The following is a 16,013-nucleotide window of genomic DNA, read 5'->3' as shown; positions in this document are numbered from 1 at the left end:
TGCTGAAGAAAAGCGGCGGCAACGCGTGATGTCCTTCCAAACCCCGCCAGCTGAGCAGTCAGAAGTTCCAATAACAACATGAACCCAAGGGGACATTTCTACTTTGTTAAGACGGGGGACATTTCTACTTTGGCTTGACAGCCGTGTTGAATCGGACTCTCCGGTCCGGTAAATTTGACAGCTATGCTTTTTCCGAAGCTGGGCGACCGGCTCGCTGCGATACGGGCCCGAATCGGCGCCGCGGCTGAGCGGGGAGGGCACGGTCAGCAGGTCGTCGTCGTCGCCGTGACCAAGACACATGGCCCGGACGCCGTCGCCGCCGCATTCGAGGCGGGACTGCGGGACATCGGCGAGAACAAGGTACAGGAAGCGTTGGGCAAGATGGCCGAAGTGAAGCTGCCGCTCCGTTGGCATCTCATTGGGCATCTCCAGCGGAACAAAGTGAAATCGCTCGATGGCTTTTCGCTCTTCCATGCGCTGGACAGCTCTCGCCTGGCCGATGCGATCCACCGCTTCGGCGCGGACCGTGGAAAAGCGGTGGACGTTCTTGTCCAGGTGAACCCCGCGCGCGAAGAGACGAAAGGCGGTTTCGATGTTGGCGAGGTCGAAATGGAAGCCGTGCGGCTGGCGGGGATGGATGGGCTTCGGGTGCTCGGAGCGATGACCATCGCGCGGCTCGGCGCTGACGAAGCCGAGCTGCGCGAGACGTTCGCCGTCGTGCGGGAGACTCGCCGGATTCTGGCCGATGCCGGCCATCCGGCGACGGAGCTGTCTATGGGAATGTCCAATGATTTCGAGATCGCGGTCGAGGAAGGCGCCACTATGGTGCGGCTCGGATCACTTCTGTTTGGAGTACGCTGGCAATGATTGACGAAAGCTTTCATCTGACGTCGCTGGACGTTCGCCGCTTCGATTTCGGACGCGCGCTGCGCGGCTACAATCCGGCGAAGGTGGAGCAGTTTCGCGAACAGGTCGCCGAGGAGATCGAGCGTCTCACCCGCGTGAACCAGGACCTGGATACGAAGGCCCGCAGCTTTCACGAGCAGCTGCGCGCGTTCCGCGAGCGCGACAAGGCGCTGAACGAGGCGCTCGTTTCGGCGCAGCAACTCCGGTCCGACCTGCGCGACCAGGCCGAGCGCGAGGCGCAGCTCGTGTTGAAGGAGGCACAGGCGGAAGGGGAGCGGCTCGTCGAAAGCGCGCGCGCGGAAGTGCGGCGCATGGAGCAGGAGCTGGACGCGCTCGACAGGTCGCGCCGGACGTATCTCGCGCAGATGCGCGCCCTTCTCGCCCGCCAGCTCTCCGAGGTAGAGGCGTCCGAATCGGGCCCCGGGTCGCACGGCTCCGCGCCGGCGTCGGGAGGCGCGACAACGTAGTGGGCGCGAGCGATGCGGGGCCGGCCGTGAGCGCATCGCGGTTCAGGACTCTTCCCACCGACGCGCCAGCCGACGAGATCGAGCGCGACGTTCTCGCACGCTGGGAGAGAGAGCGTCTGTTCGCTCGCGCGCAGGAAGCGGCGAAGGACAGCCCGCGCTACGTGTTCTTCGAAGGCCCGCCGACGGCCAACGGCCGGCCGGGAATCCATCACGTCTTCTCCAGAACGATCAAGGATCTGTTCTGCCGCCACCGCGCGATGCATGGCTTCTACGTCGCGCGGAAAGCGGGCTGGGATACCCATGGCCTGCCCGTGGAGATCGAGGTCGAGAAGCAGCTCGGCATCAGCGGCAAGCAGCAGATCGAAGAGATCGGCGTGGAGAAGTTCAACCAGCTCTGCCGCGAGAGCGTCTGGAAGTATCGCGCGGACTGGGAAAAACTGAGCGAGCGCATCGGATTCTGGCTTGACTACAGCGATCCGTACGTCACGTACAGCAACGATTACGTGGAGAGCGTCTGGTGGGCGCTAAAGACGCTCTACGACCGTGACCTGTTGTACCGCGGCCACAAGATCCTCCCGTACTGCGGGCGCTGCGGAACCGCGCTCTCGAGTCACGAGGTGGCGCAGGGATACAAGGACGTGAAGGACCCGAGCGTTTACATCGCGCTCGATCTCGAGCCGGCGCACGAAAGCGGCGGCGGGCGCCGGCGGATCCTCGTCTGGACGACGACTCCCTGGACGCTCGTGTCGAACGTCGCACTGGCGGTGCATCCCGATCTCGAATACGTCGAGCTGACGAAGCGGGCGGGGGATCGCTCTGAAACGATCCTGCTTGCGGCGTCACGCGCCGGAGCGGTGTTGGGCGAAGATTACACCGACCGATGGGAAACGGTGGGCACGCTCCGCGGCTCCGAGCTGGCGGGAATGCGCTACGCACGACCGCTGGATTGGGCGAAGTTCGGGGATGGCGCGCACGAGGTGATCGTGGCCGAGACATTTGTGTCGGCGGACGATGGCACCGGCGTGGTGCACATGGCCCCCGCGTTTGGAGCCGACGACTACGCCGCGGGCCAGCGCAACGGGCTCGCTTTCGTGCAGCCGGTGGATCAGCGCGGAGAGTTCCCGGATGACATGCCGCTCGTCGGCGGAATGTTCGTCAAGCGCGCCGACGAGATCATCATCGGCGAGCTGAAGCGCCGCGGCGTTCTATGGAAGGCGGGAACGCTCGAGCACTCGTATCCCCACTGCTGGCGTTGCGAAACGCCGCTGCTCTACTACGCGCGCACGTCGTGGTTCATCCGCACGACCGCGTACAAGGACGCGATGCTTGCGCGGAATGCCCGTGTTGACTGGCATCCACCGGAGATCGGTGAAGGCCGCTTTGGCGAATGGCTGACGAACAACATCGACTGGGCGATCTCGCGCGACCGGTACTGGGGCACACCTCTGCCGCTGTGGGTGTGCGACCGCGACTCGTCGCACGTCGATGCCATCGGCAGCTACGCTGACCTGGCCGCGCGATCGGGCGCTGACGTCGGAGCGGGCTTCGATCCGCACAAGCCGTACATAGACGCGTATTCGTGGGCCTGCGCTGCGTGCGGTGGCACGATGCGCCGCGTTCCGGAGGTCATTGACACCTGGTTCGATTCCGGATCGATGTCGTTCGCTCAGTGGCACTTCCCGTTCGAGAACGCCGACAAGCTGGCGCTCAACTATCCCGCGGACTTCATCGCCGAAGGCGTGGATCAGACGCGGGGCTGGTTCTATTCGCTGCTTGCCATCGCCACGGGGCTTGGCGATGCGCTCCCGCGCAACACGCTGTCGCACATCGCTCCGGTCGAGGAATCGGTGCGCACGGCGCCTTATGTGTCGGTCGTGGTGAACGACATGGTGCTCGACGCGGATGGCGGCAAGATGTCGAAAAGCCGCGGGAACGTCGTGGATCCGTGGGTGGTGATCGGAAAGTATGGCGCCGATGCCGTTCGCCTTTTCCTCGTTGCCGCCAGTCAGGTCTGGGTTCCGCGCCGGTTCGACGAAGCCTCGATCCGCGACACGGCCGGGCGCTTCCTTCTGACGTTCAAGAACGTGTACAGCGGAATCTTCGCGCTGTACGCGAACTTCGGATGGGAGCCGTCGGACACCGACCCACCGCCCGTGTCGCGGCCAGCGATAGATCGTTGGATCCTGTCGCGACTGGCGGGCGTGGAGCGCGATGCCGATGCCGCGCTCGAAGGCTACGATGCCACGACCGCCGCGCGACTGGTAATGAGCTTCTTTGTGGACGACGTGTCGAACTGGTACGTCCGGCTGAACCGCCAGCGCTTCTATGAAGTGGACAGCGACGACAACCGCGCGGCCTTCGCCACGCTGCGCGAAGTGCTGCTGGTCACGTGCCGACTGCTCGCACCATTCGCTCCATTCGTGAGCGACTGGGTGCACAACGAGCTGGAAGGGGAGTCGGTGCATCTCGCGCGCTATGTGCGACCCGGGTCGCACGATCGCGACATCGCGCTGGAGCAGGCGATGGAGCATGTGAGGACGCTGGCGACGCTGGGACGCGCCGCTCGCGAGGAGGCGGGGGTAAGGGTGCGCCAACCGCTCTCGCGGATGGTATGCGTCGTACCCGACAGTGGCTCAGGCCGCACCGCAGCACGTGCCGAGCTGGAATCGCTCGTTTCACTTCTCTCCGTAGAGCTCAATGTGAAACAGGTTAGCTTCCTGTCGTCCGCCGACGAGCTGGTTACGCTGGAGGCGAAGGCGAACTTCAGGACTCTGGGCAAGAAGTTCGGAAAAGAGACGCCGCTGGCCGCCAGCGCGGTCGCTGCCCTGGCAAGCGACGCTCTGATGGCCTTCGAGAGGGGCGAGCCGCTCGCCATCTCGGTTGGCAACGAATCGCGCGTTCTGGATGCCGAAGACCTCACGATCGTCCGCCGGGCATCGGGCGACATGATCGTAAAGGAAGCTTCGGGGTACTTTGCGGCTATCGATCCGGTGGTGACGCCCGAGCTCCGGGCCGAAGGACTGGCCCGCGAGGTCGTGAGCCGGATTCAGAGAATGCGGAAGGATGCGGGACTGGCGGTGAGCGACAGGATCGTACTTGCCGTGAAGGGCTCCGCGGAGCTGGAAGAGGCGGTTCGCGCACATGAGTCGCGCATCGCCGAGGAGGTGCTGGCACGCGAGATCACGGTGGGTGACGACGCGCGGAAATTCAACGCGGCGCAATCGGTTGACATTGATGGTCACCCGGCAAGCATCGCATTAGAGAGGGCAGTGTAGATGGCAACCACAACCGCCGCCAGGAAGCAGAAGCCGATGAACAAGAGGACACTCGATCATTTCGAGAAGCGTCTGCTCGAAGAGCGCCAGCGCGTGCTGAAGGAGCTCGGTCATTACGACGAGGCCTTCGGCTCGACACCTCAGGGCGCCGACGGCGACCTGAGCGCCTATTCGTTTCACATGGCGGATCAGGGCACCGACGCGATGGAGCGCGAAAAGGCGTTTCTTTTCGCCAGCCAGGAGGGACGCTTCCTCTGGCATCTCGACGAAGCGTTGCGCCGGCTGTACCGGTCGCCGGAGACGTTCGGCAAGTGCCACAACTGCGGGCAGGACATCGCGTACGAGCGGCTCGACGCTCTGCCGCACGCCCGTTTCTGCATCGACTGCAAGCAGCGTGAGGAAGATGCAAAGAGGCAGGGCTAACACGCCCCTTTTCTGGGCGGCGCTGGTGGTGATCGTCGTCGCCGACGTCATCACCAAGGCCATCGCCGTCCATGCGCTCGTTCCCCAGCGTATTCCCCACGAGCTCATCGGCGATGCCGTGCGTTTCACTCTCGTGTACAATCCGGGCGCGGCCTTCGGGCTTCACCTCGGCGAATACTCGAGGTGGATATTCATGGTATTGACGATCGGCGCGCTGTTCATCCTCGGCCGTCTTTACCGTGCGACGCGTGACGGCGACCTGCTGCGTACGCTGGCGATCTCGCTCGTCTGCGGCGGCGCGATCGGGAACCTCATCGATCGCATCAGGTCGGCGCATGGAGTGGTGGACTTCATAGACGTCGGCATCGGCGACGCGCGCTGGCCGACATTCAACGTCGCCGACATGGCGGTGAGCGTCGGTGCCTTCCTGCTGGCCTGGGTGCTGTGGGGAGAGGAGAATGCGGCCGGACCGCGTCCCGCCGCTCCATCTGACGGCGACGGCACGTCAGTCTCGGGCATCGCCGCCGCGCCTGCCTCCCCGGGGAGCGGGGAGATCTGAGCGCCGGCGAGCGGCACGAGATCAGTGTCGAGGCGGACGGAAACGCCCGCCTCGATCTGCTTGTGGCCTCGCGTGCGAGACTTTCACGGACACAGGCGGCGACGCTGATCGCCAACGGCAACGTGACCGTGAATGGCGGTCGCGAGAAAGCGAGCTATCGCCCGGTTCCCGGAGACCTCGTCGTGGTGAACGAGCCCCCGGTCACCGCACGCCAGATCACCGGAGAGGACATTCCCCTCAGGATCGTCTTCGAAGATGACGCGCTGCTGATCGTGGACAAGCCGGCCGGCATGGTCGTGCATCCTGCACCGGGCAACTGGACGGGCACTCTCGTGAACGCGCTTCTCGGGCGCGGCGGCGACCTGTCGCCGGGCGCGAATCCGGAGCGGGCGGGGATCGTCCATCGTCTCGACAAGGAAACTTCCGGCTTGCTCATCGTGGCGAGAACGGAACGGGCGCATCGCATTCTCAGTGCGGCCATCGCATCTCGTCGCGTCAAGCGGCGATACGCGGTGATGATCCGGGGACATCTCGCCGGCGACACGCTCACGATAGACAAACCCCTCGCGCGAGACCCGCGAGACCGAAAGCGCATGGCAATCGTCAGTAACGGCAGGCAGGCGACGACGGACTTTGTCCGGCTCGCCCGCTTCGGACCGGGAGACCTGTTGCGTGCGCATCTGCACACCGGGCGAACCCACCAGATTCGCGTTCACCTGGCGTCGGCAGGGCATCCAGTGATGGGTGACGATGTTTACGGCGGTGGTGTTGGACGACGGATCGCGGGGTTGGCGCCAAGGCGGCATTTTCTGCACGCGGCGTGGCTCCAGCTCGATCATCCAATCACTGGCGCGCCGATGGACATCCGCTCACCCTTGCCCGACGATCTGAAGGCCGCTCTCCGAGTGATCGGAGAGCGCGAAGCCGTTGCGCAGGCCGAGGATCCGCTCGCCGCGCTCGGCTTCTATGACTGATCAGGCACCTTCCGCGGCAATCGAGACGGAGCCAGCCCCCGCCCTCGTGGACGGGGAAGCCGCCGCGCCAGCGCCTGCGGTCGAGATGCGCCGCGTGCTCGTCTTCACGATCGCCGGCCGCACGCGCTGCGCCGAGCTCGAGGCAGTGCGCGAAATCGTACCGATTACAGAAACCACTCGTCTTCCAGGTGCACCCCGCTACGTTCGCGGACTGATCAATCTGCGCGGCAGTCTCGTGACGGTGATGGACGCCGCGCTGTGTCTGTATGGAGTTCCGGCCGAGGGAGCGAACGCGAGCATTCTGCTCGTGGAGCGCGGCGGCCGGGTCGCGGGCGTGATTGTGGACAATGTATTCGACATCCAGGTGTTGCCCGCCGCCGATGTGGATGGGGGCGCGCTGCTGGATCTGCGTGCGATGGTGGAAACAGCTCTCGCCTGAGGAGGCATGGAGTGAACAACACGGTGCTGGTGTGCGATGACGCGGTGTTCATGCGCACGATGATCGGGGACATTCTCACGCAGGCGGGGCTCGAGGTGATCGGCGAAGCCGATTCGGGCGCGCAGGCGGTGGAGAAGTACAAGGCGCTCAAACCGGACCTGGTGACGATGGACATCATCATGCCGGAGATGGGCGGCATCGACGCGGTCAGGGAGATCACGAGGTTCGATCCGCAGGCTCGCGTTCTGATGTGCAGCGCGATGGGGCAGCAGGCGCTGGTCGCCGAGGCGATCCAGGCGGGCGCGAAGGACTTCGTGGTGAAGCCATTCCAGCCGAGCCGCGTTCTCGAAGCGGTGCAACGGGTGCTCGGGTAGGTGAACACACAGCGCTACACGGAGCTTTTCCGCGCCGAAGCAAGAGAGCGAATGGCGGAGATGAATGCTTCGCTGCTCGCGCTCGAGCGCGGTGAGGGGATTGAGCGCATAGCGGAGCTTTTCCGCGCCGTCCACACGGTCAAGGGGATGAGCGCGGCGATGGGCTACGACGCGGTGCGGGATCTGTCGCACGCGCTGGAGACGCTTCTCGATCTGCTGCGGCGCGGGGCCATGACGATGACGCCGGCCGTGATCGAGACCTTGTTCGAAGCGGTCGACATGCTGGAGTCCGCCGTTGTTTCGGCGTCGCAGGTGGACGGCGTGAAAGTGGATGTATCGGAGACCGTGGCGATGCTCGAGGCGATGACAGCGACAGTCACCGACGCCGAACTGGAAGGAACGAATCCGACGATGGAGTGGCCGGTGATGTCGGCGCCGCCGTCCACGGACTCGGCGGCACGGACGTCTTCGCGTCCAACGCCGGTCGTGTCGGCGCAGATCGTCGCGTCGTTCAATGTCGCGAGCGAGAAGACGCAGAGATCGGTGCGCGTGGACGCCGCGAGGCTCGATACGCTGATGACGCTCATCGGCGAGCTCGTCATCGCCCGCGGACGTCTGCAGGACATCGCGCGCAAGGCCGCCAACCCGGCGATCTCCGAAGCGGTGCTGCACGCATCGAAGCTGATCGGCAGCCTTCAGACGGAAATCACAACAGCGCGGATGGTGCCCGTCGGCCAGGCGTTCGAGCGATTCGAGCGGATGGTTCGCGACACCGCAGTGTCGCTTGGCAAGAAAGTCGTCTTCGAGATTCTCGGCTCGGACATTGAAGTGGACAAATCGGTGCTCGACGAGATCGGCGATCCTGTCATGCATCTGCTGCGGAACTCGCTCGATCACGGAGTGGAGACTCCACAGGAACGGAGGGCGGCGGGGAAACCGATTGTTGCCCGGCTGACGCTGTCGGCATCGCGCGAGAGGTCCTCAGTCGTCATCCGCGTCAGCGACGATGGCCGCGGAATCGATGTGCAGCGGGTGCTCGACCGGGCATGTGAAGTCGGTCTTCTTGAGGCCGACCACGAGCCGTTGAGCGACGCCGAGATTCTCGCGCTCATAGCCCGGCCGGGCTTTTCGACGACGTCGAAGGTGACTGACATGTCCGGCCGCGGCGTCGGGCTCGACGTCGTCGCGACGAAGGTTCGCTCGCTGGGTGGTGGGGTGGAACTCGCGACGGATGCAGGCGCAGGCACGGAGATCCGCCTCGAGCTTCCGATGACACTGGCGATCATTCACGCCCTGCTCGCCCGCAGCGAGAACGAAGTCTACGCCCTCCCGATCACTCATGTCGTGGAGACGATGGTGCTTGATCCGGAGATGATGACGTTCGAGAACGGGCGCGAGATGCTGTCCGTCCGGGGTCAGTCCATGCCAGCGGTGCGGCTGCGTGAGCGTGTCGGTCACCCGCCCCGCGCCAGCAGGAGCGGCCACGTTGTGGTGCTGGATCTGCCCGACGGACGGATGAGTCTGGTGGTGGACGAGTTCGTGGGACAGCAGGAAGTGGTGGTCAAATCCTTCGACGCCGCGCGCGGCATGCCGCAGCTCTTCAACGGCGCGACAATTCTCACCAACGGCTCACCGGCGCTCATACTCGATGCGCACGGAATCGCCTAGCCACGGGACAATGCAGAGCATCGAAACCTCAGACGTGTACAGCTCCCGCAAGCTGTGGGCGACGATGAGCCCCCAGCGTCTCGACGCCCTGAAGGAGGTCGCCAACATCGGCGCCGGCCATGCTGCGACTGCGCTGTCGCTGATGACGGGTGCGCGCATCATGATCGACGTTCCGACGGTGAACGTGGCGCCGCTGGAAGAGCTCATTCCGGGAATCGCCGACAACGATTCCCAGATCGTGAGCGTGCTGATGGACATGCACGGGTCTCTCACGGGGCACACGCTGCTCGCGCTCCCTCTCGCCACCGGGAGGCGGCTGGCGGATCTGATGCTGCGCCGGGAGCGCCGCCCCGGTGGAACGCTCGACCTGCTCGAGGAATCTGCGCTCAAGGAGGCCGGCAACATCCTTGGCGGCGCGTACATGACTGCGCTGAGCGAATTTCTCGGCATGACGCTGCTTCCGTCTCCACCCCGCCTCACGGTTGGAACCACACAGGTGGTGATGGAGGAGCACAGGCGGCAGGCATCGTCGGCTGCAGCCGCATGCTGCGTCGAGACGGAATTCTCGTTCGAAGAGATCGGCGAGCGGTTCCGCGGCTTCTTCCTGCTGCTGCCCGACGTCGCTTCGTTCGGTGCCATCTTCGCGGCAGTGCGTGTAGCATAATGACCGCTCCGGTCGCACTCGCGCCTCCACCCAGGGAAGCGGAGATTCTCCGCTCTCTCGCGCGGCGCGTGGACCCGGCCGATCCGGGCGCGCAGAACAACCTTGGTGTGCTCTACTTCAGGCGCGGCATGTACGACGAGGCAGTCGGCGCGTTCTCGCGCGCGCTGGCACTCGACGAGCGGATGCGCGTTGCGCGGCGCAATCTCGAGATCGCCTACGGCGAGGCAGGTCTGCTCGAGCGGCGTGTCGCCGAGCTCGAAGCGAGGCTCGTCGATGCTCCGGACGACATCGGTCTTCTCGTCGAAAGCGGCATCGCTGAAAAGACGGCCGGCCACCTCGACGACGCGGAAGCGAAGTTTCACCGCGCGCTCACGCACGACCCCGACAGCTCAGTCCTGCATTTCTTTCTTGCCGAGATCTTCTATAACCGCGGCCTCGGCGAGGAAGCGTTGCGCTTTCTTCGTCGCTCCATCGACCTCAATCCGGCCAACCCGGATGCCCACTACCTCGCTGGATTCATACTTGGCGACCTCGGGCGTGTAGAGGAGGCACGGGAAGCCAACCGGCGCGCGGTGGCGCTCAATCCGTCGCTCACCCGCGCGCAAGCGAATCTGTCGCTCGAAGGGCGCCGGTCGCCCTCCGAACCAGCGAGCAATGCGCGATCCGATGCTCAGGGCGCGACGCGCTCCGGCAGAGCGCATCTCACGCTTGCGCTCGCGCTGCGACTCAAGGGCTATCACGCAGAGGCATTACGCGAGTGTCGCGCGGCGCTTGACGCGGGTGAGGATCCGGCCGCTGCGCTCGAGGCGATCGCGAGCCTGCATCTTCTCCTCGGCCAGCCGCATCAGGCCCTCGAGGCGTACGACCGCTCGCTCGCCGTCAACGCGGAGAATCCGCGTGTCTGGAACCAGCGCGGTGTGGCGCTCTACCTGATGGGCAGATCGAACGACGCCGAGGAAAGCTTCAGGCGCTGCGTGGGTGATGTCACGTCGTACGCCGCAGCTCAAAACAATCTCGGAGCTGTGCTCTGGGACGCGGGTGACGTGCGTGAGGCGACGAACTGCTTCCGCCGCGCCGCGCGCGACGATCGCGGGTTGCAGAGCGCGCGCCTCAATCTCGCTCTGGCCCTCTTCCGCCAGGGACATTTCCAGCTCGCGCTCGACGCGTATCGAAACGTCCTCCGCGATCAGCCGGAGCATCCGGTTGCGTGGAACGGGACAGGACGCGTCCTGCTGGAGTTCGGAGAGTTCGCGGAAGCGCGCGATGCGTGCGTGCGCGCGATACAGTCCGATCCGAATCTCGCTGCCGCGCATCAGAGCCTGAGCATGGCGTTCTCCGGTCTCGGCGACGAGGAAGCGGCGACGGAATGCGCCGAGCGTGCGCGCGAGCTGGATCCGCGATCGCTGCCGCAGACGATGATTCTCGAAATGGACGCCGCCGAGAACGTTGCGGCGATTCCCCAGGGCAGCATCGCGGCAACGGCGGTTCCCGACTACACGCTCGCCGCGGACTACCTCTCGAAGCGTCTGTACGACCGTGCACTGGCGGAGATCCGGCGCGCGATGGGGCGCGGCGCGGACGAGAAGGAGGGCATGGTGCTGCTCGGCAAATGCTTCGCCGCGCGCGGAGAATACGAGGTCGCGGAGAGGGAGTTCGTGGCGGTTCTCGGGGCCGTTCCGGCGGACGATGCCGCCGCGCTCGAGCTGGCCACCGTCTACAGGGCGATGGGCCGGCCGTCGGACGCACTGAGGCGCGCCGTCGGACTTCTTCGCGCGAACGTCTATCACTTTGCCGCGCTCGTCGTGCTCGGCGAGTCGCTGCTCGATCTCAAGCGCACGCGCGATGCCGCACGAGCGTTCGCGCGCGTGCTCAAGTTCAACCCCAATCATGCCGTTGCCCGCAAGTACAGCGGGCTGGCATCGTCGGAGACACGCTGATGGCGATCGAAGGCCCGCTTCAGGACATCGGCATTCACGACGTCTTTCAGCTTCTGGACCTCGCGCGAAAGAGCGGCCAGCTGACCGTACGGTCGGCGGCGCGCGATAACGAAGGCCGGGTGTATTTCGATTCCGGCGCTGTCGTTCACGCGACGATGCGCGACAATCCTCACACGCTTGGCGCGCTGTTGCGCAAGGCGGGGAAGGTGAGCGACCGCGAGTTGCAGACGGCGACGGCGGCGCAGGCGGCAGGCGATGGCCGGCTCCTCGGAGAGATACTCATCGCCAACGGCGCGGTGACGCGCCGCGACGTCGAGCGCTACATGCGCCAGCAGATAGAGAGCGTGGTGTTCGATCTGTTCTCATGGAACGAAGGAACGTTTTCATTTGCCGACGGCAGCGAGGACAACGTTCGGGGGGACGCGTCGGTGCGCGTGAGCATCGAGGCGCTGCTGATGGAAGGCGCGCGCCGCATCGACGAGTGGTCGCGCATGGGCGACCGCATCCCGAGCGCCGCCGTGGTGCCGCGGCTCGCCAGTCCGCGCGAGGCATCGGAATCCTTCATCGATCTCCGCCCCGCCGAATGGGAAGTGCTCGCGCTCATAGATGGACGCCATTCGCTTCGGGACATCGCGGCGGAGCTCGCGGTGAGCGAGTTCGAGGTCGCAAAGACGGTCTATGGAATGCTCAGCACGGAGCTCATAGAGATGACTCCCGAGCGCGCGGAGGCCGCGGCATGACGGAAGAATCGCGCTTCGCGTTCGCCGACGTTCTTGGAGATGGCGATCAGACCGCTCTGCTTCTCGATCACCGTGGGGAAGTACGTGCGGGCATCTATCTCGACAGTCGCGGAGAAGATGTGAGCCGCGAAATCGGCGTGGCACTCGCCGGCGTCGGCTCGGAAGCCACGCGGTCGATGCGACACCTCGACCTGGGTGAGTGGCGCGCGATCGTCTGCGAATGCGCGGACGCGAATCTCGCGCTCGCTCCGGCGGATGACGGCGACGTCGTTCTCGTAGCGGCGGCGCCCTCGGTGCCGCACGGCTTTGTGAGACGGCTGCTCGACATCGCGTCCGAACGGGCGCTGGCGTGGAGGCGCGAGGTCGCATGATGCAGCAATTCGAATCAGTCGTGGCGCGATTGCAGCGCCAACAGGGCGTGACCGGCGTCATGCTCGTCGGAATCGACGACGGAATGGTGATCGCCGGCGACGCCGGTCCGGGGCGCGATGCGGACTCCGCCGCGGCGCTCGCGGCCTCGCTGTTCAGACGAACGCGCGCCGCAGCGTCGGACGCCGGCCTGGGCGAGGCGACTTTCGTCCGGCTGGAGGCCGACCGCGGACACCTTTGTGCAACCGCGCGCGGAGACGTTGTCATCGTCACCGTCGCGTCGAGTGGTATTAACCTTGGGAGGCTGCGGCTCGAGATGCTCAGCGCAGTGGAGACGCTATGATCGCTGGAGCTGTGAGTGCACCGTGGCTGGACGCCCCGCTGCGTCGATTCGTTCAGGATGCGCGCGTGCAGCGGGCCATCGTGCTGCATCCCGATGGCAAGGTCCTCGGACAATTCGGATTCGCCAGCGCAGTCGAAGTGATGACTGCGTGCGCGCTGGCCGCGGCGATCAACGCCTCCGGCAAGGAGCTCGGGCGCCAGATGGGCGGCCGGCCTTTCCTCGGCCTGCATCAAGGTGGGCGGAAGCAGGGAGTGTTCATGGGATCCTGCGCCGCCGCGGGAAAGGAGTGCCTTCTTCTGGCGGCGTTCGACCGGGACAGCACGCTCGGGCTGGTGCGCCTCTACTTTGCGGAGTTTCGCGACGCTGTCGGCGCGACTGACCACGGCGATGGAGAGCCGAGGGGAGTCCGCGATCTCGAGGCTGACCTCAACAGCAGCCTCGACGCGCTCTTTGGACCATTGAACTGAGCCGCGGGCGCGGCGGGCCGTCGAGGTCGTATCTTTCCGTGCCGCGCGGTAGAAATGTGCGGGTTCTTTGCAGATGCGAACAACGGAGCGCAGGCAGTGATTTCAGGGGAACGGCCGGGACGACCACAAAAAGGTGAGCGCCACGACGGTGAATTCGAGTCGTTCCTCGCCGAAATAGCGCCGACGCTGGAGCACAGCGTCGGGCGACTCGGAGTCGCCGGTTCCCTCGGCGGGCGCACCCCCGCGGCCGATCCGGAAAAGCTCATTCTGTCGTGGCCGGAAGCCGCTGACAGGATCGTCGAGGAACTGCGATAAATGGCGATCCGCGGCAATCTGAACGACGCGAGTCTCCCCGACGTTCTCCAGCTGCTCGCGATGGGGAACAAGTCGGGCACGCTGAGTCTCACCGTGCCGGCATCAGGCGGGACCATCTGCTTCGAGAGCGGAAGGGTCTGCCACGCATCCGTGACCGGGCGCAATCTCGGGACGGAGGACTCGGTGTTCGTGATGTTCAAGTGGAGCGACGGCTCCTTCAGTTTTGAGCCCGGAGTCCGCCCTCCCGCTGGTGCGCACCTCGTCTCGGTGGATCCGCAGGGACTGCTGCTCGAAGGCGCTCGTCGTGTGGACGAGTGGTCCCTGATCGAGAAGCGGTTGCCGAGCTTCGATGTAGTGTTGGCACTGGATCGCCAGCAGCTGCTGCGAAACAGCATCGCGTTGAGCGACGAGCAGCAGCAGCTGCTTCCGCTCATTGACGGCCACCGCAACGTGCATGAGCTGATGCGCGTCTCGAAGATGGGCGAGTTCGACGTTGGAAAGGCGCTCTTCGGCCTGCTTTCCGGAGCGTTCCTTATCCAGGTCGGCGCGCTCGAGCCGGCGAAGCCCGTGGTGCAGGAGAGCGTGATCACGGAGCACCGCAATCTCGGCATCGCGTTCTACAAGGCGCGAATGTACAGCGACGCCGCGCGCGAGTTCAGGCGTATCGCCGAGCTGCGGGCGAGCGATGCGTCTGCGGCTTTTTATCTCGGGCTCATCGCGCTGCGCGAGAGCCGGTGGAACGACGCGGCAACCGCATTTCAGCGGACGGCTGTGTCGGCGCCCCGCGCAGCCGCCGTGTTGATCAACATGGCCTATGCGTACGAGCGCCTCGGCCAGCTCGAGAAGGCGCGTCTTACCCTCGAGCTCGTCATTTCGCGTTCATCGAGGCCCGAGCCGCTCGCTCACCTCGGGCTCGCGTCTCTCTCTCTCCAGAGGGGCGACCTCGACACGGCGATGCGCACGCTCGAAGCCGCAAGGACCGCGTGGGGCGGCAGTGCGCCGCCCGCCGTATGGTTTCACTATGCGGGCGTCGAAGCCGTCATGCGCGGAGAGCCGGAGCGCTCGGCGTCTCTTCTTGCCGAAGGCGTATCGCGGTATCCGGCGTCGGCAGTGCTGCTCAACAATCTCTCCGTCGCGCAGGAAGCATGCGGCAACTTCGACGATGCGCGGCGCGCACTTGAGCGTGCGGTGCAGACCGACTGCGCGATGCCTCAGCTCTACCGGAATCTGGGCGACTCTCTCGGCAGGCAGGGACGCGCCGAGGAGGCGGAGGCGGCCTACAGGCGGGCCGCGGCGGCGAGTGCGGGCGCGCGCTAGCGGGCGCTAGCGGTCAGCTAACAGCAGCTAACAGTGCTGACGCGTGAGTATCAGGCGCTTCACGCCGCGGATGAGCTGGGCAGTGTTGAAGTTGATGATCAGCCCGCGCTCGTGGCCGGAGAGCTCCAGATAGGTCAGCAATTGTGCCTGGTGCACCGGCAGAATGTGCGCGCCAGCCTTTACCTCGACCACGACCTCGCTATTGACGACGAAGTCGGGACGAAAAGTACGGTGAAGATCTGCCCCGTCATATGCGACATTCAACGCGGGCTGGCGATCGATCTTGAGGCCAGCCGAGGAAAGCTCGCGATTGAGACATTCCTCTGACAGCACATGCCCGCAAGTGGTTTCTCTGCGTCTCTGCGTGGCGCAGCCAAGCGGTTTCTCTGCGCCTCTGCGTGGGTAGTGGGTCAGTTTAGCCATGTCTCTGCACTTGCCACGGAGACACGAAGCACACGGAGGAAAACGGTTGTTGGGGGAACTGCGGGACCACGCATAGTGCGGTGCTGAGGGCCTCCATTGAGCATGAGCCTGAGCCATCAGGAGACTGAGAGCCTCACGGAACGTATTATCGGCGCTGCGATAGAAGTGCATCGGCATCCTGGACCGGGATTGCTGGAATCGACATACGAAGATTGTCTTTGCTGGGAACTCGAGCACTCTGATTAACGGAATGAAGCGCCTTTCCCTCTAAAGCGTTTTTCACCGTGTCTTCGTGTCTCCGTGGCACGCAGGGCGGCTCGCCTCCATCCTGCCAACTCGAAACTGACCCACTA

General features: G+C 65.0%; 18 protein-coding genes. 17 read left to right on the top strand and 1 reads right to left on the bottom strand.

Going from position 1 to position 16,013, the window contains the following annotated elements; translation table 11 throughout:
- Positions 1-183 precede the first annotated feature (183 nt).
- From Q7S20_11470 to Q7S20_11390, 17 genes are all read left to right on the top strand, one after another.
- Positions 184-867 (top strand): YggS family pyridoxal phosphate-dependent enzyme, encoded by a 684-nt coding sequence (locus Q7S20_11470; protein MDO8502449.1) that lies wholly within the window; start codon positions 184-186, stop codon positions 865-867.
- Positions 864-1,373, top strand: coding sequence for a DivIVA domain-containing protein (locus tag Q7S20_11465; protein MDO8502448.1), 510 nt, complete (start codon positions 864-866; stop codon positions 1,371-1,373). Before Q7S20_11470 ends, Q7S20_11465 begins: the two co-directional genes overlap by 4 nt.
- Positions 1,374-1,399: 26 nt before the next feature.
- The gene (gene ileS, locus Q7S20_11460; GenBank protein ID MDO8502447.1) at positions 1,400-4,648 is read left to right on the top strand and encodes an isoleucine--tRNA ligase; all 3,249 of its coding nucleotides are present in this window, start codon (positions 1,400-1,402) and stop codon (positions 4,646-4,648) included.
- Positions 4,649-5,071, top strand: coding sequence for a TraR/DksA C4-type zinc finger protein (locus Q7S20_11455; protein MDO8502446.1), 423 nt, complete (start codon positions 4,649-4,651; stop codon positions 5,069-5,071).
- A complete protein-coding gene (gene lspA / locus Q7S20_11450; GenBank protein ID MDO8502445.1) occupies positions 5,052-5,630 on the top strand; it encodes a signal peptidase II in 579 nt (192 codons plus the stop codon). Before Q7S20_11455 ends, lspA begins: the two co-directional genes overlap by 20 nt.
- Before the next feature lie 20 nt (positions 5,631-5,650).
- Positions 5,651-6,604 carry an RluA family pseudouridine synthase gene (locus Q7S20_11445; GenBank protein MDO8502444.1) on the top strand — a complete coding sequence of 318 codons (954 nt, stop codon included), beginning with the start codon at positions 5,651-5,653 and terminating at the stop codon, positions 6,602-6,604.
- Entirely contained in the window at positions 6,597-7,043 is a 447-nt protein-coding gene (locus Q7S20_11440; protein ID MDO8502443.1) for a chemotaxis protein CheW, read from the top strand. The genes Q7S20_11445 and Q7S20_11440 overlap by 8 nt, the downstream gene beginning before the upstream one ends.
- 11 nt (positions 7,044-7,054) lie before the next feature.
- Positions 7,055-7,417 carry a response regulator gene (locus Q7S20_11435; protein MDO8502442.1) on the top strand — a complete coding sequence of 121 codons (363 nt, stop codon included), beginning with the start codon at positions 7,055-7,057 and terminating at the stop codon, positions 7,415-7,417.
- Positions 7,418-9,085, top strand: coding sequence for a chemotaxis protein CheA (locus Q7S20_11430; protein ID MDO8502441.1), 1,668 nt, complete (start codon positions 7,418-7,420; stop codon positions 9,083-9,085).
- Positions 9,086-9,095: 10 nt separating this feature from the next.
- The gene (locus Q7S20_11425) at positions 9,096-9,749 is read left to right on the top strand and encodes a chemotaxis protein CheC (protein MDO8502440.1); all 654 of its coding nucleotides are present in this window, start codon (positions 9,096-9,098) and stop codon (positions 9,747-9,749) included.
- A complete protein-coding gene (locus tag Q7S20_11420) occupies positions 9,749-11,686 on the top strand; it encodes a tetratricopeptide repeat protein (protein ID MDO8502439.1) in 1,938 nt (645 codons plus the stop codon). The genes Q7S20_11425 and Q7S20_11420 overlap by 1 nt, the downstream gene beginning before the upstream one ends.
- The gene (locus Q7S20_11415; protein ID MDO8502438.1) at positions 11,686-12,426 is read left to right on the top strand and encodes a DUF4388 domain-containing protein; all 741 of its coding nucleotides are present in this window, start codon (positions 11,686-11,688) and stop codon (positions 12,424-12,426) included. The genes Q7S20_11420 and Q7S20_11415 overlap by 1 nt, the downstream gene beginning before the upstream one ends.
- Positions 12,423-12,797, top strand: a complete 375-nt coding sequence (locus tag Q7S20_11410; protein ID MDO8502437.1) for a hypothetical protein — start codon at positions 12,423-12,425, stop codon at positions 12,795-12,797. The genes Q7S20_11415 and Q7S20_11410 overlap by 4 nt, the downstream gene beginning before the upstream one ends.
- Complete coding sequence (locus Q7S20_11405; protein MDO8502436.1) at positions 12,794-13,138, top strand: roadblock/LC7 domain-containing protein; 345 nt, start codon at positions 12,794-12,796, stop codon at positions 13,136-13,138. The genes Q7S20_11410 and Q7S20_11405 overlap by 4 nt, the downstream gene beginning before the upstream one ends.
- Positions 13,135-13,605: a hypothetical protein gene (locus Q7S20_11400; protein ID MDO8502435.1), complete on the top strand. Its 471-nt coding sequence runs from the start codon at positions 13,135-13,137 to the stop codon at positions 13,603-13,605. The genes Q7S20_11405 and Q7S20_11400 overlap by 4 nt, the downstream gene beginning before the upstream one ends.
- 96 nt (positions 13,606-13,701) lie before the next feature.
- The gene (locus Q7S20_11395; GenBank protein ID MDO8502434.1) at positions 13,702-13,920 is read left to right on the top strand and encodes a hypothetical protein; all 219 of its coding nucleotides are present in this window, start codon (positions 13,702-13,704) and stop codon (positions 13,918-13,920) included.
- On the top strand, positions 13,921-15,237 hold the full coding sequence (locus Q7S20_11390; protein ID MDO8502433.1) for a DUF4388 domain-containing protein: 1,317 nt from the start codon (positions 13,921-13,923) through the stop codon (positions 15,235-15,237).
- A gap of 27 nt (positions 15,238-15,264) precedes the next feature.
- Here Q7S20_11390 and Q7S20_11385 read toward each other — a convergent pair whose 3' ends face one another.
- Positions 15,265-15,660: a GxxExxY protein gene (locus tag Q7S20_11385; GenBank protein MDO8502432.1), complete on the bottom strand. Its 396-nt coding sequence runs from the start codon at positions 15,658-15,660 to the stop codon at positions 15,265-15,267.
- Positions 15,661-16,013 lie beyond the last annotated feature (353 nt).

Source organism: Gemmatimonadaceae bacterium (genome assembly GCA_030647905.1).
GTDB lineage: Bacteria > Gemmatimonadota > Gemmatimonadetes > Gemmatimonadales > Gemmatimonadaceae > UBA4720.
The sequence above is the reverse complement of the archived record's forward strand: the minus strand, read 5'-3'. Positions and strand labels throughout refer to the sequence as shown.